A 24621-nucleotide genomic window follows, 5' to 3' on the forward strand; every position below is an offset into this window, starting at 1 on the left:
ATTTTATACTCATATGACACTCCTTCGATTGACACGTATATATATATATATATATATGAAATATATGCATACATATCTACTTAAAATGTCTTCTATACTGTTATTATAGTATTTTTACTAAAAATAAAAGATTTTTTTCTTTAAAAAGTTTTTACTTTTATTTTCTAATGCAAAATTATATTATTTTTTCATTTTATAAAAGAAATTCATAAAATTTTTTTTATAGCAGTATTTTATAGTAAATTATAATTTTGTATAATTAATTTATGAATAAACCTAAAATTATTTTTATTGACTTAGATGGAACAGCAATTGATGGTCCTGGAGAAAAGTTTTGACAAAAAGAAGTAACCGAATTTACTAAGGAAATAGTTAAAAAAGTTCAAAATTTTATTCCTATTGTAGTTTCAACAGGACGTGGGGTTAATCCTAAAACTCTTGCTATTGTTCAAAGTTTAGGTTCAAGCTCTTATATTGCTTGAAATGGTGCTCAAACAGTTATAAATGGACAAGTTGTCCATTCAGTTGTTATTCCAAAAGATATTGCTAATGAATTATTTGATGAAATAAAGAAAAATAAATGCTTTGTTGTTTATGATTCTAATCCAAGAGAACATGCATATACCAAAAACTGATTTTATCGTCTAGTAATGGGTTTTGGTAAAAAAACAGCAAAAAAATATTCACAATATAATAAAGATTTCGAACCTGCTAAAGCATTAATTTGAAGTCCTTCAAAAAATAAAATTTTAAGATTAGCTGAAAAATGAAGCGAAAAATTTGATGGAAAATTAAATGTTTCATTATCTGGAAGTAACAATATTATCGAAATAACAAATGTAGGTATTTCTAAGGGTGCAGAAGAGGCAAGATTATGTGAATTATGGGGAATTGATCCAAAAGAAGCAATGCATATCGGTGATTCAATGAATGATGCATCTGCTAAAGAACATATTGGTAAATTAGTTGCTATGGCTAATGCTGTTCCTGAATTAAAAGAAATTGCTGATCAAGTTACAAAATTTCCTTGTTCTGAATCTGGATTAGCTCGTTATATAGAGCAATTTATAAAATAAGCAGATTTTATCTGCCTATTTTAATGTCTTTTGAATTTGTTTATAAATATCAGAATTAGTTGTATCTGAAATCTGTGCAAGAACTTCATTAAGTAGTTTTGCTTCTTTTCTGGAAATATCAGGAACTATAAAACTTAAAATAACAATTAAATTACCAACTCCATATTTGTTTTTAACGCCCTTACCTGGAATTCTAATTTCTTGACCAGATACATAACTTCTTTTTAATGTATAACTTACATCGCCATAAGGTGTAGGAATAATAACATCTCTTTCTGCTAGCACATCGAAAACTGATACTGGATAATTTAAATATAAATCATTATCTTTGCGTTTAAAATGTTTATGTGGTTTAATACGTATTTGAATATACATATCTCCTGATGATCCACCATTAATTCCTGGTTCACCATAACCATCGAGTCTTAATTCTCTACCATCATCTATTCCTTGTGGGATTTGTAAGTTAACAGTTTTAAGTTGTCTTTCATATTTGTTACCACGACATACACTACATTTTTTAACTATTCTTTTACCAACTCCACCACAAGTTCCACAAACAACATGCTGTTGCATTTGTCCAAAGATACCACGTGCCACTTTGGTTACATGACCACTACCTCTACATGTTGAACAAGTTTGGATATCAGATGCACTTTCAGCTCCACTTCCACCGCAATGTAAACATGTTTCATTTTTATACATCTTTTGTTTAATATTTTCACCCATTAAAGATTGCATAAAAGTAATTTCCATTGTTGCATGGATATCTTGACCCTTTCGTGGTTGATTGCTTGTTTTGCGAGAACCACCACCAAAACCTGAAAATATTGATTCAAAAATATCACCAAACCCTTCGAAACTACTTGCAAAATCCGAATAATTTGCTCCATTTGCATATTGTCCATTTGCTCCAGCATGTCCAAATTGATCATATGCACTACGTTTTTTAGAATCTGAAAGCACTTCATATGCTTCATTTATTTCCTGCATCTTTGTATGACTATCTGCATCAGTTGATTTATCTGGGTGATATTTTTTAGCTAACGAACGATAAGCTGATTTAATCTCTTGCTCGCTTGCTGTTTTACTTACTCCTAAAACTTCATAATAATCTCTCTTTGTACTCATAGTATTTAAATTTTAGCACATTTTTTGTTTATTTGCTAATTTTTTAATTTTTTATTCTTCTAATTTAATAAGATACTTTTTAATCTCACTATCACTTTTATCACTATATTTTAATAATAAAAGTATTTCTTTTTCATTTATTTGTTCATAATTAAAATCAATTTGCCCTTTTTCCTTAGCAAACCTACGGATAATATCTTTGATTATTTCTTCAACTATTTTTTTATCTAAAATATAATTACCATACTCGTCTTCTTGAACATATTTAGCAAAATACCTAGGTTCTAGAATTGGAAAAGATGTTGCTATCTCTTTCTCTTTAATAGGAACCGTATCTTCTTTATTAGTATTCTCTTCTTTAACTTCTTCTTTTTTATTTACTACTGTGTATATTCCATAACCAACTCCTGCAATCGAAAAGCCTACTAATATAGATATTGTGAATTTATAAATCTTCTTCATTTTTCTTTCTTTTAATTCACTGATTAAGTTTAAAAGTATTTATGTCATAGAGTTTCTCAATTAAAACAGAGTATTTAAAAATTTGTTTTTTAAATTCTTCTGAATTATTTATCGGCAATTCTTGAATAATTAATGAATTCGCTTTACTTGGTTTGCTCAATGCTTTAAAGTTTTGTTTGCGGTTGATTATAAACTTTGCATAATTTGTTTCAATGTAAAACTTAGAATTCAACTCACCTGAAAAGTTTTTATTTACTACAACTGAATTATCAATTTTTTGAATCAATTTTGCATCTTCTGCCTTTGCAGATGTAACAAAATCAAAATTGTAGCTTATCTTATTAATTCCTGCTACTTTTTTATCTGCTAATTCTATCTTTTGCTCTTTTTTATCTTTATCAAAACTTGCTGCATAATTACTTTTTATTACATTAAAAGACGTGGAGTTTGGTAGATATTTTTCTATTTTTTCATCATATGATTTATCGCGATAAACATATAATTTTAAAGGTGTTGTCACACCTTTTGATGTATTTAAATCATCAAAAGTTAAAAAGACATTCCAATACCTTTTGCTAATCTCTAACTTTTTATTATGAATACGATAAGTAATAGAATAAGGGATTAAAAGTTTTGCTAAATTTTCTTTTATGATTAAATTATCAACATAATTTTTAATATGATTTTCTTGGATTTTGATTTTTCTTAAAGGTTTATCATCATCGGTTGCTAAAACTATCGAAATTTGCTTGTTCTCATTAGTTAAATCATAAATTAAACCAAATCTTTGCAAACTTGCATCAAAGATATCGTGATCTTTATTACCATAAAAAATATGCACTTTGTATTTATGAAGATTTTCAACTGCATTTGCACCATTTAAAGTTCGAAACAAAATTACAGTTTTCTTTGCACCTAAATTTCTTATAATTTCTATTTCAAAATTTCTGTTAAATGTTTTTACAACTTGATTATCTTCAATATTATATGTAACATTTTCAACAATTAACTCACTGCTTCGCTGGACATCATCATAATTATAATAATAAGGAATCATAAAAGTAACCTACAAACTGATTAATTGCATCTTTTTTATACTTATAAAAGGTTGTTTTAGAAAAGTGTTCTTCATATCAAGTTGTTTTACTCCTAGTTGCACGATCTAAATAGCATTTTTCAATAATCCAAGCATTTCGTGGTGTAAGATAATTTAAAATTGTGTGAATAATATCATTTTTATCATTTAGTTTTCTTTCAAAATTTTTTAATTCAGCAATCCTATTTTCTTCTGTCTCTAAGGTATTAAAACGAATCCTAATCAATTTCTTACGAATATGATCTAAATATTTTTCATATGAATCAAATAAGGATTTCATAATTTTTAGTTTAAAATTATAGTTGTTTTTGTTCTTTAATAATGTGTCTTTTTTTAAGTCAATTTTAAATACAAATTGATCATCTACGTACGGTTTTATTTCTGCCATAGTTTTCCTTTTTCTGAGGTTTCCCCTTTTAATTTATAACATTTATAAATATAAAATTATGGAAATTATTACAGACGAACTAAATACGGACTAATACGGGAATTTTTAATTGAAATTCCACATTTTTTTTACATAAATATATAATTTTATATAATAAGAAAATGAACGAAAATATAGCAGCAATTAGTAGTGGTTCACGAATAAATCAACCGATTTCTATTGTTCGTGTAGCAGGTCCAGATGCCGTTAAGATAGTTAAAAAAATTTTTAATGGTAAGGTTGGAGATGATCATCAAATTACATATGGTCATATTTTTGATAACGATATTTTAGTTGATGAAGTCTTGATAATGTGGTTTGTCGGTAAAGAATCGAAAGGAAAAATAATTTATAACAATTATGTTGGTGAACCCTTGATTGAAATTAATTGTCACGGTGGAATTGTAGTAACAAATAAGGTATTAGAACTACTTTTAGCAAATGGTTGCAGATTAGCAGAAAAAGGTGAATTTACCCGTAGAGCATTTTTAAACGGTAAAATGGATTTAGTTAAAGCAGAGGCGATACATGATTTAATTATGTCACAAACTACTTCACAAGCATTTGCAAGTGTAAATAAATTTAACGGTAAAGCATCACAACTGATTGATGAATTTTCTAATGATTTAGCTTTATTAATTGGTATTTGTGAAGTAAATATTGATTATCCTGAATATGAAGATGTTGAAAAAGTTTCTACTCCTTTGATGCTTGAAAAAGTTGAAAATTTAATTACAAAACTTGAGCAAATTGTAAAAGTTTCTGAAGATAGTAGATACATTTTTGACGGAGTTCATGTTGCTCTTTTAGGTAAACCTAATGTTGGTAAAAGCAGCATTTTAAATACATTATTAAGCGAAGAAAAAGCAATTGTAACTGATATTGCAGGAACCACCAGGGATTTAGTTGAAGCAAGTTATCAAATTAATGGGATTTTATTTAAACTTATTGATACAGCAGGATTAAGAAAAACAACAGAAGTAATTGAACAAATTGGGATAAAAAAATCACTTGAGCAAATTCAAAAAGCTGATTTAGTGGTTCACATCCTTGATCCAAGTCAAAAAGAAGATGAATTTGATGAAATGATTTTTAAAGAGAGTCAAAAACTAGGGAAATTTTATATAAAAGTTCAAAATAAATCGGATTTGGTTAATAATAAAAATACTAACATTGTTAATGTTTCTGCTTTGAATAATGACATCAAAGAGCTTGAAGAAGCAATGGTTAAGAACTTTGCAGATATTAACATTTTTGATGAAAGAATTTTTAATAACACTCGTCAATTATCACTAATAAAATCTGCACTAAATTCAATCAAGGAAGCAAGAAAATCCTTACAAAACGATCAAACTTATGATGTGATTATTATTGATTTATATAATGCTTGAGATGAGTTGCAAAATATCAAAGGAAACGCTAATCGCGAAGACCTTTTAGATGTGATGTTTGCAAACTTTTGTTTAGGAAAATAATGTCAAATAAAAAAAACAAATTTATCGACGCTCATTGTCATTTGTTTACAGAGTATTATAAAAAAGAAGAGATTGAAAATATTGTTGCTGACATTAACAGCAACAATATTGAATTTATAATTAATAACGGGGGTTCTCACAAAAACAATCTTGAATGTATCGATCTTGCTTTGAAATATCATTTTATAAAAGCTTGCATCGGTATCCACCCCGAATCTGGTGAAGGTGAAAATGACTATCTGCAAGTTGAAAAACTTCTAAATGAACATCAAAATTTAATTGTAGGAATCGGTGAAATAGGTTTAGATTATTATTATGAAGATGGTTTATCAAAAGAAAAACAATTGCTTAGTTTTGAAAATCAAATAAAATTAGCAAATAAATATAATCTTCCTGCTGTTATTCATATCCGTGATAAAGAAAATGTATATCAAGCTTACCGAGATGTCTATGAGATATTAAAAAAATATCCAAATTTAAAATGTATGTTACATACTTTTGCAGGAGATTTATATTGAGCAAAGAAATTTATGGAGTTTAAGAATCTTTACTTTTCTTTTAGTGGTGTAATAACTTTTGGTTCTGCTGATAAAACCAGAGATGTTATTAAAATGCTTCCACTTGATCGAATTTTAATTGAAACTGATTCTCCTTATTTAAGGGTACATCCATATCGTAACCGAATAAATGAGCCTAATACAGTTGTTTATGTTACTTATTATCTTGCAGGTTTAAAATCATTCGGAATGGATAAGCTTGTAGATCGAATTAATCGAAATTTAAGGAAGTTATTTAACTTATAATGAAAAATGCGGTATATGCTAAAAAGAAGTTTGGACAAAACTTCTTAATTGATAAAAATATTATTAATAAAATTATTATTCTTGTTGAAGCATCCGATTATATTGTTGAAATAGGTCCAGGTAGAGGTGCATTAACATCTCAACTTATTAAAATTGCTAAATCTGTATCTGCATACGAAATTGATCCGGATATGGTAATTTTTTTGAAAGAAAATATCAATACAGAAAACTTATTTATCTACCAGAAAGACTTTTTGAAAGCCGATTTATCAAATCTACCTAAAAGCATTATTGTTGCAAATATTCCTTACTATATCACAACTGATATTCTTTTTAAAATTTTTGAACATCGAGATAAATTTTCAAAGGTGATTTTGATGGTGCAAAAAGAAGTAGCTCAGCGTATTGTTGCAAATTATAAAAGTAAAGAATATTCCAAACTTTCTCTTTCATGTCAATTTTTAGCAAATGTAAAAATAGAATTTGTGGTTTCTGCTTCTTGTTTTTCCCCTGCTCCAAAAGTAGATTCAGCAATTATTTCCTTAGAATTTAAAGATAATATTGATAACTACACCTGAAATATGTATAAAGAATTTTTTAAACTGTGCTTTATAAACCGTCGTAAGAAGCTTATAAGTGCATTAAAAAGTGTTTATTCGATGTCTGATATACAATTTGCTTATAACTGTCTTAAAATGCACGAAAACATACGAATCCAAGAGATTCCAATAGAACAAGTGATTTTACTATATCAATATTTAAATAAACGAATATAAAAATCTGGCCTAAGCCAGATGTTTTATTTGCATTTTTCTAAAAAACTTTTAACTTTTGTTAATATGTTTTCACTTGTAAACCCATTGAGATGATATACAAAGTCTCCAGGTGCTGAGTGACCAAAATCTTTGGCAAAATGTCCATCGAATTTTTGATATAAAGCTAATTTATATCAAAGTGGATCATTTGATGCTTCAACTGCAAAGTTAGGAAGTTTATCTAACCCAAGTTTTGAAATTAATTCACTGTCATCTAGCAATAACTGTAATGATGGAACTGAAATCACATTAGCAACAATATCACTTCTTTTTAGTTCTTCTGCTGCTTTATATACTAATTCAACTTCTGAACCTGATGCAAGTAAATTTACAACAGCTGATTTATTTTGTGAAATAAAGTAGGCAGGTTTAAATGTTTCTTTTTGTAAATTAAATGACTTCATTGGTTGACGGGTTGCAATAATTGCTGATGGTGTAGATTTTGAATTCAATGCATATTTAAATGAATTCAACATCTCATTTTCATCACAAGGACGAAATACTAGATAGTTCGGAATACTTCTTAAGGTTGCAAGTTGTTCAACCGGTTGGTGGGTTGGTCCATCTCCCCCAACTTGATATGAATCGTGACTAAATACAGCGATGTTTGGCAGTTGCATAATCGATGATAATCTCAATGCTGCCTTTCCATAATCGGCAAAAACTAAGAATGTTGCCCCAAATGTTGGCATTCCAGAATGTAATGCAATCCCGTTGTTAATTGCAAACATTGCAAACTCTCTAATTCCGTATTTTACATTACGATCACTGTTAAATCCTACTTTTGTAGCCCCTCTTAAGTCAGCAGAACCTCCTAAGAAGTTTTTGTGATTTTTATCCAAATAAATCATAATTTCATCAACATAGTTTCTTGATGCTTGACTAGTTTGCTTAAATTGAAAATCTTTGAAATCAAAATGTTTTTCTTTGTTAATAAGTTGTTTTAATTCGGCTGCTAATTCAGGAAATTCAGTTTGATAAGCTTCTAATTTCTTCTCTCATCTTGAATAAAATCCGTGTTTGGTTTTTAATAATTTTGAGCCAAATTGATATGCATTTGGATCATATTCAAACGGATTAGTGTAAGATAAACCTAAATTTTGTTTATATTCTACTGTCGCTTTTTCATCTAAAATTCCATTATGTCCTTTAGGTGAATTTGCAACCTTAGTTCCGAAAGCAATTGTAGTAGGAACCTGGATGTAACTTGGACGTGTGCTTTTTTTAGCATGTTCTAATGCAGTTAAAATTGTAGCAGGATTATTGTTTTTTAAAATTTGCACATTGAAATTTAATGCTTTGAAATATTTTTCAAAATTGATATTATTTACTTCTTCAGAAGCTGTATCAATTTGCATATTATTATAATCATGCACTAAAATCAATGAATCGAGTTTATTGGTTCCAGCAAAGGCACATGCCTCAAGAGCGACTCCTTCTTGAAAGTCTCCATCTCCACAAAGAGCAATAACATTATGATTAATAATGCGATGTCCTTCACGGTTGAAACGATTTGATAAATGTTTATTTGATAAAGCCATACCAACAGCCATACCAACCCCTTGCCCTAATGGTCCAGTTGATGCATCAATATAATCCAGTTTTTCAATTTCTGGATGTGATGGTGTTTTAGAATCATACATTTTATGTTGTTTGATATCTTCTAAGTTAAGTAATCCCATCAAATGATATAACGAATAAAGTCCCATTGAACCATGTCCTGCTGATAAAACAAAACGGTCACGGTTAAATCAATGTGGATGTTCTGGTGAGAATTTTAAGCTTTCTCCAACAATGGCATAAAATATTTCTGAAGCACCAAGTGCCATTCCGATATGTCCTTGTTTTGCGTGATTAATTCCATCTATTGCTACAGCACGCATGTTAGCAATGAAATCTTTATGGGTAAAGTTTTTTTTATGCATTTTGTAGTTGATCCTTCTTTCTTTTGTCAAAAACAAATCTTTTGATAAGTCCATCTGTGACTAAAGCAAGATAACCAGCAATAATTACTCCAAAAGCTACGAATTTACCAACTTTTGGTATTAAACCAAGGATACCAGGAATAAATCCAATAAAGTAATCAGTATCTCCTCAGTTAAGTGATGTTATAGAAATATTTTTAGATGTTTTTTCAATTAGCACCCCTAGTTCATTGGTTGCTGTTGGAGCTCAATTTCCTGCTACAAAGATTACAGGAATGAATGTGATAATTAAACCTACCACAAATGGTCCAACAATTGCACCAATGATACCACCTTTGATATTTCCAAACACCCCCGATGTTGCACCTAAGAAAAAGTGTGGAACTAGTCCTGGTAGTACAACTGCAGGTATTAATGCCGCTTTACCAAGTCCAATTGTGATGAACATTCCTATTATACCAGCAATAAACGAAGAGATAAACCCAATTATTACAGCATTTGGTGCATATGGAAATACAACCGGACAATCCACGGCGGCTTTAGAATTTTTAATTAATTTGTCGCTAAATCCTTTATACATCGGAACTAGTTCGCCAACAAATAATCTTACACCTGCTAAAATTATTTCTACCCCTGCTGTAAAGGTAAACGCTTGCACGAACATTGTAATAACTCAGTTTCCTGATGCTAAAACTTCATATGCAGCAGGTGCATTTTTAGCGTTAATTTTACCTATTTCATATAGGATACCACCTGGTAAAAAGGCAGCTAAATAGAAAACAAATACAGTTATGGAAATAGAAACTAAAGTATTTCTAAAGAAAAATAATGATTGGGGAAATTTAATTTCTTCAGTTGATAAAACTTTTCCTTTCTTTAACTTATTAATTCCTTCTCCAATTAAACCTGATAATGCATATCCGAATCCACCAGTATGTCCTAGTGCAATTTCGTTGCTTCCAATAATTTGTTTCATATATCTTTGTTGGACTGCAGGAGAAAGCACCATATAAATTGCCATCAAAGCGGATGATGTAAATAAAGCAAGAGCAAAGTCGCCTGGTTTATGTTCAAAATCAAATCCAATGACATACATGACTGCTGCTAACATTAATGAACTGTAATAAAGCACATGTCCAGATAAATAAACATATTTAAATCTTGATGTAAGTGCTAAAACAATATTTAACAGCATCGCTACCAGCATTACAATTGAACCTAAGGTAGCAATTGATGGTAATGCTTGAGCAAGTGCTCCTGCAAATGCATCATTGTTTGGAATAATTCCATTTAATCCATAAACTGATTCAAAAACAGGTTGAAACTTATTAAGTGAACCAACAAGTACACCTGCTCCACCACCTAGGATTAAAAATCCAACAATGACTTTAAATGTAGAAATTATTACTTGGGATGCCTTCTTACGTAGCACCAAAGCACCTATCATTGTAAAAATTCCAACTAATAGGGCAGGTGTACCAACAAATGCCTTTAAAAATCCAAGCAATCATAATAAAAATGCCATACATCCTTTCTAAACTAAGTTTAATAATGCTTTTAACTTAGTTTCTAATTCAGTTTTTGATAATATGTTAGTTAAAACAACCATTTTTTCTTTCGGAAAATCTAGTGCTGGTGCAACATCTGCTCCAACTACAACATAATCTACACCATTTTTGCTAAATGATGAAATATTAGTGTGTTCAACACTGTCATATTCAACACCTAATGAATCTAAAACTGATTTAACATTCATCTCTAATAGTAGCGATGAACCCAAACCAGAACCACATACACATCTAAAATTCATATTTACTCCTTGTTAATAAATTTATAAATTCACTTTTATCACTTACTGCTAGTGCTTTTGATTTGAAATCTACATCCATAAAGTATTGTGCAAACTGTGAAATCAACAGAAAATGAGAATCATTATCTGGAGCAGATAATGTGATAATTATTTTTGCAGCTTTTTCTTTTTGGCCATTAAAAACTATTTCTTTATCCAAAATTAATGTTGATGTTGCTGGTTCAATGCAGTGTTCTCCTGCTGGTGCATGCACTAAAGCAATACCTTTTTCTAAGACATAATATGCCCCATATTTTGTTGTTGATTCTAAAATCATTTCTTCAAGTTTTCAAGTTGCTTTTTTATTTTCAACTAGCATTTTTACACCGATATGGATTGCTTGTTTTCAGTCTGTTATATCTTTTCGAAACTCTAGCATACTTAAATCAAATAATTTCATCTTTTCTCCTATTTAAATTTTATAAATGCGACAGTAATAAACAAAACAAACAACAAAATAAGCATTATGATAAAAGTTAAGAAAATTATTTTTCCGCCTTTGGTGGTTGTTTTGTGCTTATATTCCTTTGGTACTGGTAAACTTTTAATATAAAAGAATTTATTTGGATTCTTAGCAATTATTAATGATTCATTTTCTTTTTGCTTATATAATTTTTTTAGTTGTTCATCATTTAATGATTTTAAATACTCCAAATCCATTTCATATTTATAAATAAGATGTTCAATAATTTTCTCTTTATTCATCATTTACCCAATGCTTAAATTTATAAACAATTTCACTAATAAATTTGATATAAAAATTACTATATTTGCTTAGGATAAATAATTTTTTATACTTTAAATAACTCAATATCAATACAAGATGTTGGTTATAAAAATTTTCTATAAAATAATTTTTTGTAAGTATATAAATTTGTTTAGATAATTTATAATTAACTGCAAAATCTATTGTTATTACAATCATTATAAAAGACAAAATCATAATAAAAGCAATTCAAAAGTTCATCATTAAAACTATTCATAAAACAGTTGTTAATATAAATACAAATCACTTTAAAATTTCTTGGTTTATATTTCATTTAGCACTTGTTTGTTTTGTTTTATAATAAAAATAAACTAAGTTTACTAAAGCATATATATTTGAATCAAGATAATCCTTATCAAGATATAAAATTGATTTTTTAATATCCAATGATGTTTTAAAATAAGAAGTTTTTAAACTGATAGCAAAAGATTTATGATGTCTTGCTTCAACATCTTGCTTTAACTTAACCAAAAACCTATCATTAATATTCAACCCAACTCTTTGATATTTAATTTTTAAATTAAACGAATAAACAAAATGAATAAATAGTTGAATGAGTAAAATTATTATTAAAACGAATGCACCGAAGATGTTAAATTGCATTATTGCTATTTTTAAATAAGTTTCTTTTTAATAACATCTCAACAACTTTTTCTGCATTTAAATTCTTTTTTGATAACTGTGAAATTTCTTTTGAAAGGGAGTTTATATTTAAGGTACGATATGGACTATTATTATCGATTAATTCAAATGATATATTTTCATCTATGAGTATTATTATTTCAAAAAAGTCTTTAAATTTATGTTTCATTCATTTATTAATTTCATTTAATCAACTCATTTTAAGGTTTTCTTTATATTTACTTTTTTTATTTGCTTGCAGCAAGATTCCGTTTGAATCTATCTTTATTTTTTCAAAATTTGAACTTGTTTTAATGTTGCTAATAACAAAAATTTTTTCTTGTGTTATTACAACACCACTTAATATTGAAAATCCTTTTTTAGCAAAAGAGTTTTTTATTAAAATATTGGTTAAAACACTTGATTGAGTAAGGTTTTTTAAGATTAATAACTTATCTACTGTTGCTTTTGATGTGTATCCTATATTGTTATTGATATTTTTAGCATCCTTATTGTTTGCTTTCAATCAAATTCTTCAGATAATAACACCTATTAAAATAAATCCTAATAAAGTTGATAAAACTATAATAATAATGGTTTGAAAGGTCATTAAAAATTATCCTTTCATCAATTACAAAAATCTTTTCCATCTGCAAATGAGTATATGATAGATCCACCAATCGCTACATCTATATTATGCAAACTAAATAAATATGAATTTTCTTTTCTTAAACCACCATCGCTATATATTTTGATGTTCGAGTTGATATTTTTGATAGTTTTTGTTTTATCAAGAAGTTTAGGACTTAACTTTTTTCCTGTTCCTACTATAACATCAATTGTCATTAAAAGTATTTTTTGTGAATTTATAATAATATTTTTATAGTTTATTGGATCATCATTTGCTTGTAGCATAATCCCAAAATCTATATGTGGATAATTATTTTTGATTTTATAAAATTCTGTATTTACTTTTTCAGCAGGGATAAATATTGTTTTAAAACCTATATCAATTAGTTTTTTGATATGAATATATGGATTATTTAACATCAAATGCACATCAAAATGCACATTTTTATATCTATTAATTAAAAACTCTGCTTGATCAAATGTAACCCCAAAATTACTTACATAAACCCCATCCATAAAATCAATATGAATGTGTTTCATACCATTTTTAACTAAACTATCAAGTTTTGATAACGAAATGTATGAATTAAGTGCAGCAACAGATTGTGAATATTTCATAAAATCTCCAATTACCCAGAAATAATTTTATGCTTCCTATATATATATATATATAGCGAATAAAGTTGTGTAATATAGGATATTGATGAATATTTTTTCATATTTTTGCCACATTATGATAATTTAATTGAACAAGTATAAAAAAATAGTTTATAAGTATATATTTTAAAAATGGTAAACTAGTCACTCATAAGCAAATATAACATTCAAGCTACAATATTTTTAACTAAATTAATGCATTAAATATTTCTAAATCAACCAAAATACATCTAATCAATAAATTAAAAATTTATATTAGATATTCATATATAATTTTATAAGGAGAATAATGAAAGATATATATTCGATCTTAATTTTGTTATTAATAGTTGTTTTTTCCTTTAAATTCATAAAGGACACTTTCGATGTAAGAAAATATTATATAAATAATGTTATTTATAAAACTACTAAATCATGAATGTTATATAACTGAATAATCTTACTTTTTTTTGCTACCATAACTTTTATTTTTTTATTATTATTTTCTGCAAAAGTTATTTTAATAAAAAGTTACACTGAAAAACAACAAGAAGAAATCATTAACATAATTTGGTATAAAACTTGAATAATATGAGTATATATTGGTTTGTTTTTAATTTATCTATCATTAATTAGTTTTAATATATATTTTTATATTAAAACTAAAGTAAATATGCATATAAGTGATCAAGAATTTAGCAATTTTGATAAAAATCGCATAAACGATTTTTCTGTTGAAAATTCATATTTAATAAAGCGCAAAAAACAACGTAGTGGGGTTATCGAACAACAAATTCGTTTTCAAGACTACATTTCTGTTGCTAGATTAAATAGATGATTTGGTAAAAAATTATTTTATAAGTCAATTGTAAATCGATGTTTATATTTTTATTTAAGACAACCACAAAAACTGACTGCTAAAAGTCAGCAGTTTAAAGATACTAATGAAGCTTTATTAGTTTTAATTCACGCTGCTGTAAGATTTATAAATAACATATCAATTAAAAAAATAGGGATAAACGAATTATGAAACATTACTAAGAATTTAATTAACTAAATTGTATAAAAATAATATGCAAAAAGATTAATAATATTGAAATTTATTAAGCTTTTTTTGTTACTTTTATATATTATCAACATTTTTCGTTTATTATTTATTTAGATATTGCATAAAAGGAGTGTAAATATTAAAAAAACTAATTAAAATGAATTTAAATATTAAACCTTATATTTGCTATATCTAAGAATCAACTATTATTTTATTAGTAGTTGTTATTTATAATAAATTAAGGAGTTGTATTGAAAAAGAAAATTAAGATGCTAATAGGAACTTCATTATTTATTACATCAATAGTTCCAATGGTAATTACATCAAACATAAATAAGAATTTTAATCAGAAAATAACTATATCAGAGAACTGGTATGATAATTTTAAAGAATTTAAAATAGAAGTTAGAGATTCATTTTCTATCAATTGTCATTAACTAAAAAAAGGTTTAATGATAATAATTTTGAACTTAAAATTTTACTAAATCATCAATATAACCTAAATGATGACACACAGAACCCTAATATAGTTTTTTATAAGAGCAACGAATTTATTAATAATGTAAAAATTACCGGTAATTCATTTAAAAATTATCTAGTAAGTGAAGAATTACCAATTGTATGGTTTTATTTTAATAACGAAAAACAGAGAGAATTGTTTGTTAAGTCACTTAAAGAAGATGAAAATATAGCAAAAATTATTTTATATACAAATAATATGAAAATCCTCAAATCAACAGTAAACGATAATTTTCTTTCTGACCTTTATTTCGATAAATATACTGGATCATCTGGTGGTGGTTCAAGTAATACAAATTCGTATAATTTTTCAAAATATGATATATTAAACAAAAATGATATATTTAAAATCTTAAATTTTGAAAATGGATATAAAAAGAGTTTAACAGAGACAGATAATAACAGTTTAGATGTAGGAGTTTTAGAATTTGGTAGTGTTTTTGATAAATTTAAGACAGATAATTTTTTCGCAACTTCCGTAGAATTTCTAAATAATGATATAGATAACAAAAATAATACATGAGAGCATTCGTTAAAAGTATCATCAATTATTGGTGGTGAAGAAGGTTTTGATAAATCAGCAAAATTATATATTGCTTCATTCAACTCTAGAAATGGCAACTGACAAACTAAATTGGAAAAATTAATTAAATATTATGGTATTAGAATAATTAACCATAGCTATGGTATGGAAAAAGATTGATATAACAGATTTTATTCTGAAGAGAGTTTCTTGTTAGATTATTTATCGCGCAAGTATGGAGTGATTAATGTTATTTCTGCCGGAAACGAAAATATCGGTGATCAAAATTCTGGTTGAATCAATAATTATTCTCTTTCATACAATTCTATAACTGTCGGTGCCCTTGATAAAAACTATAAATTTCCAGTCAAAAACAACAAATTAGCATTATATTCAAATTATAAAACAGATAATGCTAATGGTGGTCCAGCAAAACCCCTAGTTGTTGCTCCAGGTTATTTTAATTTTAAAGATAGTGATGGTAGAGAAGGAACATCGTTTGCTGCTCCTGCAATAACCGGATTAATTTCAACATTATTAAAATTAAAACCTAATTTAAATAATGAATTTAGAATTCCAGTAATTAAAAGTATCCTAAGTGCAGCTGCTATTTCGATAAGCGACAAAGAACATACAAAAAACAAAAACGGATTTAGTGATAAATAGGGTGCAGGGATTCCAGATTTTAATAATATGTTAATTGCTGCTAAAAATATTGAAACTTTTTCTGCAACTGACTTTGGTTTTCTAGATTCTATAAATAAAGAAAGCAAACATTTTAATGCTTCAAAAGGTGATACCATAAAAGCAGCATTATCATGACTATTTAATGCTGGAATAACTTCATTATTCGGTCATTCTGGGTTTCCACTTATATATCCTAATGCTGATACAAGAACATATAACGGTCCTTTTAAAGAACATGCGAAAACACTAGAAAATAAAAATGAATTAACTAATGAGTTTTATGGTCCATTTTTATACAAACAACTAAAAAAATTCGGAATTTCACAATCTTATTCTGATAATTATAAAGGTTTTTCTGATTATAACTTATCACTTCAAGAATTTGTTGATGGTAAATGAATTACTATTGATACTTCTAATTCAAACGATTCAAATGATGAACTTATAGAATATAAAGTAAATCACGACGGAGTTTTTAGGTTATTAGTTACAGGTTTTTGAAGTTCTTTTTACAAATATTCAATAAAGGATTTAATAGCATTTACATATGTCATTCAAAAAGAAAATAATTAGATTTCTAATCACTTCATTGCCAATATACACTTCTGTGTCTTTTGCATGTGGATCTAAGGTTGAAGTTAATAAGGGATCGGAAAATAAACAAGAAACTTTACCTAAAATACAGTTAAGCGAACCTGAATATCTAGAAAGTATTAACTTAAAAACTCCTTTCTTTGTGAATCTTATTAAATTGAAGCAACAGCAACAGAGCATTATAACTTCTAATAGTGTTTTATTTGACCAATTTATATTACAACTTTTTAACAAACGAAATCGTAATGAAAAACGATTTAATTCTAATTTTAAATTTATAAAAGATGATTTTCTCCGTATTAAAACTGAGCAAGATTTTTATATGAATATCGTCTCCCTTATTAACAATTTGTATACTTATCTGGGTTTAAATAAAACTTTAACAGACAAGCAAATAGTAGAAATATTTGAAAATGATTTTTTAAATAACAAAAATATAAGTAATATTCTTAAAGATAACGATATTATAATAACTGAACAAAAAGATAATTGAAGTTCATTTGGATACGATTATATTCTTATAGATGAAGATAAATCAAATATAGATGTTGTTTATGCTCTAAAAGCAGAACCATATTATATAAATAATAGAGTATCATTAGTTTCAACTACCGATCTTAGACCAAACAGACATATATTTTCAGCATTTTTAGTACCCAAAGATAAGGAATTTGCTCTTTTAAAAACAGACAAAGAACAAAACGAAAAATTACTTTCTGCTTTATATAAAGAAGCAGATTTTATTTATATAAATAAAGAAGATAATATAGAGCATTTAATTACATCTGTAAGCAATAATCAATCTGAGATTTATAAAGAAATTAATTTTTTAGGTAAATTGACTAATGATACAATTTCAGACTGAGAATTGAATCAAGGTATCAAAATTATCACAAATATAGATGAATTTTATCAACTTATTATCACTCCTTTACAAATTCTTGCTGCGAAACAAAATTTTCTTATTACTCCCGATGAACTTACAACAAAATTTGAAAAAATATTTTTAAATAATCAAAAAATTATTGATATTTTAAAAAACAACAGACTTCTATTTTATACGCAATTATTCAGCACTCTTGGAGATTATTTTAAAACACCATCACATATACTAAAATTAAATAAAAATAATAACGAAAAATCTGTTTCCTTAGGTTTAATAAATGCATCGTTATTTAGTTATAATTTCACTATCAATCCAGATAAAATCGATAAGAATCAAAATCAAATTAAACTTTTTTATAATATTATCTTAATACCAAATGATTATAAGTTAAATATAAAAACTGTGTTAAGCTTTAAGGAAGCAAATGACTTTTTGGTTAGAGAGAACAAAACCATAAAAGTAATAAAAAAGTAAATTTTCTTATGTAGGACACCGAGGCCTACCTTAAACATAAACCATTATTAAAAACTAATTTACACAAAATTTTTATACTCAATTATTGAAGCTTCTTTTTCACAGATTTTGCACATTTTCTAAGTTTTTCACAAAATTTTTTTTGAAATTTCTCCCTTTTTTATGTAGAATAAGAATGTAAAAAATTAAAGAGAAATTTATTTCTTAATAAAACATAAAAGGAGCAATATGAAAAAGCAAATTAAAAAAATATTTTTATTTAGTAGTATTTTAACTACATCAGTTGCTAGTATAGCAACATTAATAACTACAAATATATTAAAAAATCAAGAAAAACCTTGATATTTAGGATATCAAAATAATAAATTAGAAGTTCGTATAAATAAAAACGGACAACTATTTAATTCTGTCAGGAATGTACCTGTAAACAATAATTATGAATTAAAACTTTTATTGAATTATGAAGCAAACAATTCAGTTATGGATGAAAACTGAACCATCCAAAAAAACAATGAATTCTTAGAAAACATTAAAAAATCAAATTTATATTTCAAAAGCTATCAAACAAGTTCAATGATGCCAATAGTTTGATTCTATTTTAATAATGAAAATCAAAGAAAAGAATTTCTCAAAAGTATTATAGATAAAAAAGAAATTTATAAAGGTATTGTATTTCCAAACGAAATACAAAATCTAGAATTATCTAAAAGCAACAGTTCAGATAAAGAAGAAGAAGAAATCGATTGAGATGTTTACTATAATCGCGATATTACAATAGATAATTCAAAAGACTTAGACATTGTAAACTTTAAAAAACAAATAGAAAGAGAAAATAGCAGATATTGAAATAAAAAAGGAAATGTTGGTGTTTTAGAAGTAATAGGAAGTATAGACGAAAGTAAGTTACAAAATTTTAATAGATTTGGTATCGAATTATATAATACTTCAAAATTTTCAAAAAGTCACCATGCAAACGAAGTTTCAAATATAACAACAGGAATGAAAGGTTATGATAGATACTCTAAACTTTTCTTTTCTACTCATATTAACGATTCAGAATGACAAAGCTCTATTGAATGAATGGTTAAAGAAAAAGGTGTAAGAGTTATAAATCATAGTTATGGTGAGAGAAAAGATAACAGACGTGTATCATATGACGAAAATAATTTATTTTTAGATTATATATCAAGAAAATATGGAGTTGTAAATATATTTTCTTCCGGGAATGGAAATGATGAAAGGGAAAAACAAAATGAATGAATTAATGGTGACACACTTTCTCTTAATAATATAGTAGTTGGTGCATTAGATTTTGATGAAATAGATCAAAAACCTACTGAATCAATAGCAAAATATTCTAATTATTTATTAAGAAGTGCTTATACATCACTTTCTAAACCTAATGTTGTTGCTCCAGGATATTTATATAAAAGATGGCATAAAAACAGTAAAGGTGAGTGAAATTATTTAGATACAAATGGGACAAGTTTTGCATCTCCTGTTGTTACAGGTTTAGTTTCAACATTATTAAGAGAAAAAGATTTTTTAAATAAAGACAAAATTAGATTACAAGCAATAAAAGCTATCATAGGTGCTTCATCAAGAGCTCCAAAAGTAAGTAATCTTAACTACAAAGAGAATGGGTATACTCAAAAGTATGGTTCCGGTATTATAGATTTTGAAAATATGCTTGAAGCGGCAGATAATTTAGTAACTAAAGAAGTTTCAAAATCTGATAATGATTTTGTTTTATGAACTAGTTCCTTTTATGTTCCAAAAGGTAAAAAAATTAAAGGAGCAAGTTCTTGATTGTTTAATGCTGGTTTATTAGAGACACCTGAAAATTCACCAAGTTACAATGCAAATGTAAATTGATGATGGTTTTTAGGACTTTTAGGTGGTGTTATAGCTAATTCAGTTGAAGGAGCAAGATTATCAAAAGAAAAAGCACAATGACTTGAAACACATATAGATGAAGAAAGACTTAATTTAATAACAGTAAATCAAAAACAGCAAGATAAGTTATTTTCTGATTATGATTTATATTTAGAAAAAAAAGATAGGGATGGTAATTGAAAAGTAGTTAAAAGTATTACATCAATTAATTCTAATGATGAAATCCTTGAATATATAACACCCGAATCAGGCATTTATCAATTAAAAGTTAAAAAATATTCAGATGTATTATTTAATAATTCAATTAATGATAGTTTAGCATTAACATATACAGTGCAGGAAAAATAGTATGAAGAATTTTATAAAAAAATGAGTTTTTCTTTTTTCTGCATTAACACCTTTAATTGTTGCTAGTTGTGGAAACACCGCAAATAACAAGGAATATTTTATTAAAAATTTCAAGGATTTTGATTGATATATCGAATACAATAAAAAGCAAAATTCTATTAAAAATATTGGAGAAAATTATTTTTCTTATATGTGAGAAAATAACAAAGAAAATAATGGTAAGTTTGAACCCTTGTTCAAAGATAAATATGTATTTATTAAATCAGTTGAAGAACTTAATCGATTATTTTTAGATAAATTTAATTTAAATTATGTTAAGAAATATTATCAAACATTTAAAGACAAAGTTGATTTTGACATTAACACTCTAACAACTGAAAAACTAAAACAAATGAACAAAGAAGAGTTTCAAAAGATTTATTTAAATAATGAAGATATTGATGAATTCTTTAAGACTAAAAATTTGTTAATGAATGAAGCTGGTAAAAATAATTTAGCAACATCACAATATAACTTAGTTCCAGATTACAAAAAAGACGATGCAACGAATTTAAAATTTTTATTTATTAATTTAGAGCAATTAGGTGCAAATTTTGATGATAAAAAAAGCACATATGAAGTACATATAACAATGAATGTAAAATATATTGATAAATCTAGAACCATTACTGTTATTAAAAATCCAAGTAATCATCAAATAAAAGACCTTTACCAATATTTTTATGAGACAATATCTTTAAAAACTAGTGATATATAATTTATACATATAAACTTTATAAATGCAGGAAGCTAGTAAAAATTACTAGTTTCCTGCATTTATATAACTTTGAACTATAACTATTAACATTTTTGACCACATCACTTGGTTAAACAAATTTTAATAATCAATTTGAGACGGTATTTGTTATAACTGTGTTAAATTTTAAAAAATTATGAAAAATCACAGTAGAGTTGAACAAGAAATGAAAGAAATTAAATCAAAAGCTAATGAATGAATTTTTTGTTGATTTACCAGAAAATGTTAAAAATATGTTTGTTTCTTATATTAGTTCGTGAAACAATAGTAAGGATATTAAGTTTGAAAAACCTAAATTCTGCACAAGTTGTGGTTCTGTTAATATTCATAAACACGGAGCAACTAATAATATGCCGCATTATAGAGGTTATGATTGCAAGAAAAAACTTAGCGATTTTGCACAGGAACAGTTTTTGAACATTTAGGAAAAACACGCAGAGCAAAATATCCTCTGTTTTTTGATTGTCATTTAAAGAAATTATCCCCCCTTCTGCAACTGCAGAAATTTGTGGGATAAATTTAAAACTCCTTTTCTTTGAAGACACAAATTACTAGATTTTATAAAATCAAAGTAATATGAAAACGAATCAGTAGTGGAATAACTGAATTAGATGAAATATACTTTAATAATGTAAGAAAAGAAAATTTCAATGTTGGAATCTGAGGAAAAGCAGGAAAAAGTGGGAAATCCATGTATTTTACTTCAAAGGGGCATTAGTTAGAAAAACATTGTCTTTCTACAATAGTTGATCGAAATAGAAATATCACAATTCAATACTTAGGTGCTGGAAGATCTTCCGTTAAAAAAACTTTATAATGCTTTCAAATATAAAATTACGAATACAGAATCTATACAATTTTTAACAGATGGTGAAAATGCTTATAGTGATTTTGTTAACAAAATAGACGGTAAGCTGTTTATCGTTGAAGTAATACAAAGAAAACCAAGGATTTTTAATGATAATTTAAATTACAATATGAAAGCAAATTGAAAAACTAAATATTACATCCAAAATGTAAACATTTACCATTCAAAATTAGAGAATTGGGGAAATATTTACAAAAATGTTTCAAGCAAGAATTTAGTGAAATATATAAATTGAGTCAAGTGAGTTAGAGCAAACAAAAATAACCATTACTCTATGGTTACTACACCGAACAAATTTTAACATGCAGGTAAGAAATGTAGGATTTCTAAATTTATAAAAAATCACAATATTTAAAACATAAACCATTAATTAAAAAACTAATTTACACAAAAATTTTTATACTCAATTATTGAAACTTCTTTTTCACAGATTTTGCACATTTTCTAAGTTTTTCACAAAATTTTTTTTGAAATTTCTCCCTTTTTTATGTATAATAAGAGTGTAAAAAATTAAAGAGAAATTTATTTCTTACTAAAAATAAAAGGAGTAATATGAAAAAGCAAATTAAAAAAATATTTTTATTTAGTGGTATTTTAACTACATCAGTTGCTAGTATAGCAACATTAACAACTACAAATGTATTAAAAAATCAAGAAAAACCTTGATATTTAGGATATCAAAATAATAAATTAGAAGTTCGTATAAATAAAAACGGACAACTTTTTAACTCAGTGAGGAATGTTCCTGTAAACAATAATTATGAATTAAAACTTTTATTGAATTATGAAGCAAACAATTCAGTTATGGATGAAAACTTAACCGACCAAAAAAACGATGAATTCATAGAAAACATTAAGAAATCAAATTTATATTTCAAAAGTTATCAAGCAAGCTCAATGATGCCAATAGTTTGATTCTATTTTGATAACGAAAATCAAAGAAAAGAATTTCTCAAAAGTATTATAGATAAAAAAGAAATTTATAAAGGTATTGTATTTCCAAACGAAATACAAAATATTCAATTATTTAATACAGATAATTTAGATAATGAAAAAGAAGAAGAATCAGATGTTTATTATAATCGTGATATTACAATAGATAATTCAAAAGACTTAGACATAGTAAACTTTAAAAAACAAATAGAAAGAGAAAATAGCAGATATTGAAATAAAAAAGGAAATGTTGGTGTTATAGAAGTTAATGGAAGTGTCGATTTGTTAAAATTACAAAATTTCCAGAGATATGGTATAGAATTTCAAGATACAGTTAAAAATATCGAGAAAAGTCACCATGCAAACGAAGTTTCTAATATTACAGCAGGTGAAAAAGGATATGATAGATATTCAAAACTTTTCTTTTCATCATTTACTAAAAATGCCGAATGACAAAAAACTATTGAATGAATGGTTAAAGAAAAAGGTGTAAGAGTTATAAATCATAGTTATGGTATGAAATATGATGACGAATGAACAAAATATGATGAAAATAATTTATTTTTAGATTATATTTCTAGAAAATATGGAGTTGTAAACATATTTGCATCTGGAAACGGAAATGATGAAAAAGAAAAAGAAAACGAATGATTAAACGGTTATACACTTTCACCTAATAACTTAGTAGTAGGAGCACTTGATTTTAACGAATTCACACAAAAACCTACTGAATCAATAGCAGAATATTCTAATTATTTATTACAAAATGGCTATGTTTCCACTTCTAAACCTAATGTGGTTGCTCCAGGATATTTATATAAAAGATGACATAAAAATAGTAAAGGTGAGTGAAATTATTTAGATACACTTGGTACAAGTTTTGCATCTCCCGTTGTTACAGGTCTAGTTTCAACATTATTAAGAGAAAGAGATTTCTTAAATAAGGACAAAATCAGATTACAATCAATTAAAGCGATTATAGCTGCTTCATCCAGAACTCCAAAAGTAAATAATCTTAACTACAAAGCGAATGGGTATACTCAAAAATATGGTTCTGGCATTGTAGATTTTGAAAATATGCTAGAAGCTGCAGATAATTTAGTAACTAAAGAAGTTTCGAAATCCGATAATGATTTTGTTTTATGAACTAGTTCGTTTTATGTTCCAAAAGGTAAAAAAATTAAAGGAGCAAGTTCTTGATTGTTTAATGCTGGTTTATTAGAGACACCTGAAAATTCACCAAGTTACAATGCAAATGTAAATTGATGATGGTTTTTAGGACTTTTAGGTGGTGTTATAGCTAATTCAGTTGAAGGAGCAAGATTATCAAAGGAAAA

At 26.5% G+C, this 24621-nt stretch carries 26 protein-coding genes; 14 read left to right on the forward strand and 12 right to left on the reverse strand.

Annotation, left to right across the window (positions count from 1 at the left end; translation table 4 throughout):
• Window positions 1-266: 266 nt before the first annotated feature.
• Window positions 267-1076, forward strand: coding sequence for an HAD hydrolase family protein (locus ACXYRO_RS03755; RefSeq protein WP_458614356.1), 810 nt, complete (start codon window positions 267-269; stop codon window positions 1074-1076).
• A gap of 15 nt (window positions 1077-1091) precedes the next feature.
• Here ACXYRO_RS03755 and dnaJ read toward each other — a convergent pair whose 3' ends face one another.
• From dnaJ to ACXYRO_RS03775, 4 genes are read right to left on the reverse strand one after another with little or no spacing between them, the layout of a single operon-like run.
• Window positions 1092-2207, reverse strand: coding sequence for a molecular chaperone DnaJ (gene dnaJ / locus ACXYRO_RS03760; RefSeq protein WP_458614357.1), 1116 nt, complete (start codon window positions 2205-2207; stop codon window positions 1092-1094).
• A gap of 51 nt (window positions 2208-2258) precedes the next feature.
• On the reverse strand, window positions 2259-2669 hold the full coding sequence (locus ACXYRO_RS03765) for an MHO_1590 family protein (protein ID WP_458597655.1): 411 nt from the start codon (window positions 2667-2669) through the stop codon (window positions 2259-2261).
• Window positions 2653-3726: a hypothetical protein gene (locus ACXYRO_RS03770; protein ID WP_458614358.1), complete on the reverse strand. Its 1074-nt coding sequence runs from the start codon at window positions 3724-3726 to the stop codon at window positions 2653-2655. Before ACXYRO_RS03770 ends, ACXYRO_RS03765 begins: the two co-directional genes overlap by 17 nt.
• The gene (locus tag ACXYRO_RS03775; RefSeq protein WP_435128739.1) at window positions 3707-4153 is read right to left on the reverse strand and encodes an MG284/MPN403 family protein; all 447 of its coding nucleotides are present in this window, start codon (window positions 4151-4153) and stop codon (window positions 3707-3709) included. The genes ACXYRO_RS03770 and ACXYRO_RS03775 overlap by 20 nt, the downstream gene beginning before the upstream one ends.
• 161 nt (window positions 4154-4314) lie before the next feature.
• Here ACXYRO_RS03775 and mnmE point away from each other — a divergent pair, with 161 nt between their 5' ends.
• The 3 genes from mnmE to rsmA are packed head-to-tail and all read left to right on the forward strand — an operon-like array spanning window position 4315 to window position 7246.
• Window positions 4315-5667: a tRNA uridine-5-carboxymethylaminomethyl(34) synthesis GTPase MnmE gene (mnmE, locus tag ACXYRO_RS03780; protein ID WP_458597657.1), complete on the forward strand. Its 1353-nt coding sequence runs from the start codon at window positions 4315-4317 to the stop codon at window positions 5665-5667.
• Window positions 5667-6470 carry a TatD family hydrolase gene (locus ACXYRO_RS03785; protein ID WP_458614359.1) on the forward strand — a complete coding sequence of 268 codons (804 nt, stop codon included), beginning with the start codon at window positions 5667-5669 and terminating at the stop codon, window positions 6468-6470. The genes mnmE and ACXYRO_RS03785 overlap by 1 nt, the downstream gene beginning before the upstream one ends.
• The gene (gene rsmA, locus ACXYRO_RS03790) at window positions 6470-7246 is read left to right on the forward strand and encodes a 16S rRNA (adenine(1518)-N(6)/adenine(1519)-N(6))-dimethyltransferase RsmA (RefSeq protein WP_458614360.1); all 777 of its coding nucleotides are present in this window, start codon (window positions 6470-6472) and stop codon (window positions 7244-7246) included. The genes ACXYRO_RS03785 and rsmA overlap by 1 nt, the downstream gene beginning before the upstream one ends.
• Before the next feature lie 23 nt (window positions 7247-7269).
• On the opposite strand, the gene ACXYRO_RS03795 is transcribed toward rsmA, so the two are convergent.
• Genes ACXYRO_RS03795 through ACXYRO_RS03830 form a run of 8 tightly spaced genes read right to left on the reverse strand, consistent with a single transcriptional unit; the run spans window position 7270 to window position 13694 of the window.
• Window positions 7270-9210: a transketolase-like TK C-terminal-containing protein gene (locus ACXYRO_RS03795; RefSeq protein WP_458614361.1), complete on the reverse strand. Its 1941-nt coding sequence runs from the start codon at window positions 9208-9210 to the stop codon at window positions 7270-7272.
• A complete protein-coding gene (locus tag ACXYRO_RS03800; RefSeq protein ID WP_458614362.1) occupies window positions 9203-10735 on the reverse strand; it encodes a PTS ascorbate transporter subunit IIC in 1533 nt (510 codons plus the stop codon). Before ACXYRO_RS03800 ends, ACXYRO_RS03795 begins: the two co-directional genes overlap by 8 nt.
• A 9-nt stretch (window positions 10736-10744) precedes the next feature.
• On the reverse strand, window positions 10745-11020 hold the full coding sequence (locus ACXYRO_RS03805) for a PTS sugar transporter subunit IIB (RefSeq protein ID WP_458607613.1): 276 nt from the start codon (window positions 11018-11020) through the stop codon (window positions 10745-10747).
• Complete coding sequence (locus tag ACXYRO_RS03810; protein WP_458614363.1) at window positions 11010-11459, reverse strand: PTS sugar transporter subunit IIA; 450 nt, start codon at window positions 11457-11459, stop codon at window positions 11010-11012. The genes ACXYRO_RS03805 and ACXYRO_RS03810 overlap by 11 nt, the downstream gene beginning before the upstream one ends.
• 8 nt (window positions 11460-11467) lie before the next feature.
• Entirely contained in the window at window positions 11468-11764 is a 297-nt protein-coding gene (locus ACXYRO_RS03815; protein WP_458614364.1) for a hypothetical protein, read from the reverse strand.
• A complete protein-coding gene (locus ACXYRO_RS03820) occupies window positions 11757-12428 on the reverse strand; it encodes a hypothetical protein (RefSeq protein WP_458614365.1) in 672 nt (223 codons plus the stop codon). Before ACXYRO_RS03820 ends, ACXYRO_RS03815 begins: the two co-directional genes overlap by 8 nt.
• Complete coding sequence (locus ACXYRO_RS03825; protein WP_458614366.1) at window positions 12418-13056, reverse strand: hypothetical protein; 639 nt, start codon at window positions 13054-13056, stop codon at window positions 12418-12420. The genes ACXYRO_RS03820 and ACXYRO_RS03825 overlap by 11 nt, the downstream gene beginning before the upstream one ends.
• The gene (locus tag ACXYRO_RS03830) at window positions 13056-13694 is read right to left on the reverse strand and encodes a beta/alpha barrel domain-containing protein (protein WP_458614367.1); all 639 of its coding nucleotides are present in this window, start codon (window positions 13692-13694) and stop codon (window positions 13056-13058) included. The genes ACXYRO_RS03825 and ACXYRO_RS03830 overlap by 1 nt, the downstream gene beginning before the upstream one ends.
• Before the next feature lie 328 nt (window positions 13695-14022).
• Between ACXYRO_RS03830 and ACXYRO_RS03835 the strand changes: the two genes are divergently transcribed.
• The 10 genes from ACXYRO_RS03835 to ACXYRO_RS03880 all read left to right on the forward strand — a co-directional run.
• Window positions 14023-14769: a hypothetical protein gene (locus ACXYRO_RS03835; RefSeq protein WP_458614368.1), complete on the forward strand. Its 747-nt coding sequence runs from the start codon at window positions 14023-14025 to the stop codon at window positions 14767-14769.
• A gap of 242 nt (window positions 14770-15011) precedes the next feature.
• Window positions 15012-15197, forward strand: coding sequence for a hypothetical protein (locus tag ACXYRO_RS03840; RefSeq protein WP_458614369.1), 186 nt, complete (start codon window positions 15012-15014; stop codon window positions 15195-15197).
• Window positions 15188-16468: a S8 family serine peptidase gene (locus ACXYRO_RS03845; RefSeq protein WP_458614370.1), complete on the forward strand. Its 1281-nt coding sequence runs from the start codon at window positions 15188-15190 to the stop codon at window positions 16466-16468. Before ACXYRO_RS03840 ends, ACXYRO_RS03845 begins: the two co-directional genes overlap by 10 nt.
• Before the next feature lie 27 nt (window positions 16469-16495).
• Window positions 16496-17062 (forward strand): hypothetical protein, encoded by a 567-nt coding sequence (locus ACXYRO_RS03850; RefSeq protein WP_458614371.1) that lies wholly within the window; start codon window positions 16496-16498, stop codon window positions 17060-17062.
• The gene (locus tag ACXYRO_RS03855) at window positions 17037-18443 is read left to right on the forward strand and encodes a hypothetical protein (RefSeq protein WP_458614372.1); all 1407 of its coding nucleotides are present in this window, start codon (window positions 17037-17039) and stop codon (window positions 18441-18443) included. Before ACXYRO_RS03850 ends, ACXYRO_RS03855 begins: the two co-directional genes overlap by 26 nt.
• A gap of 228 nt (window positions 18444-18671) precedes the next feature.
• The gene (locus ACXYRO_RS03860; RefSeq protein ID WP_458614373.1) at window positions 18672-20687 is read left to right on the forward strand and encodes a S8 family serine peptidase; all 2016 of its coding nucleotides are present in this window, start codon (window positions 18672-18674) and stop codon (window positions 20685-20687) included.
• A gap of 1 nt (window position 20688) precedes the next feature.
• The gene (locus ACXYRO_RS03865) at window positions 20689-21444 is read left to right on the forward strand and encodes a hypothetical protein (RefSeq protein ID WP_458597678.1); all 756 of its coding nucleotides are present in this window, start codon (window positions 20689-20691) and stop codon (window positions 21442-21444) included.
• Window positions 21445-21674: 230 nt separating this feature from the next.
• On the forward strand, window positions 21675-21908 hold the full coding sequence (locus ACXYRO_RS03870) for a hypothetical protein (protein ID WP_458597680.1): 234 nt from the start codon (window positions 21675-21677) through the stop codon (window positions 21906-21908).
• Window positions 21909-22265: 357 nt separating this feature from the next.
• Window positions 22266-22652, forward strand: coding sequence for a hypothetical protein (locus ACXYRO_RS03875; RefSeq protein ID WP_458597682.1), 387 nt, complete (start codon window positions 22266-22268; stop codon window positions 22650-22652).
• 251 nt (window positions 22653-22903) lie between these two features.
• The coding region (locus ACXYRO_RS03880; protein ID WP_458614374.1) for a S8 family serine peptidase at window positions 22904-24621 on the forward strand (1718 nt) is incomplete at its 3' end.

Source organism: Mycoplasma sp. 4013 (assembly GCF_054353875.1).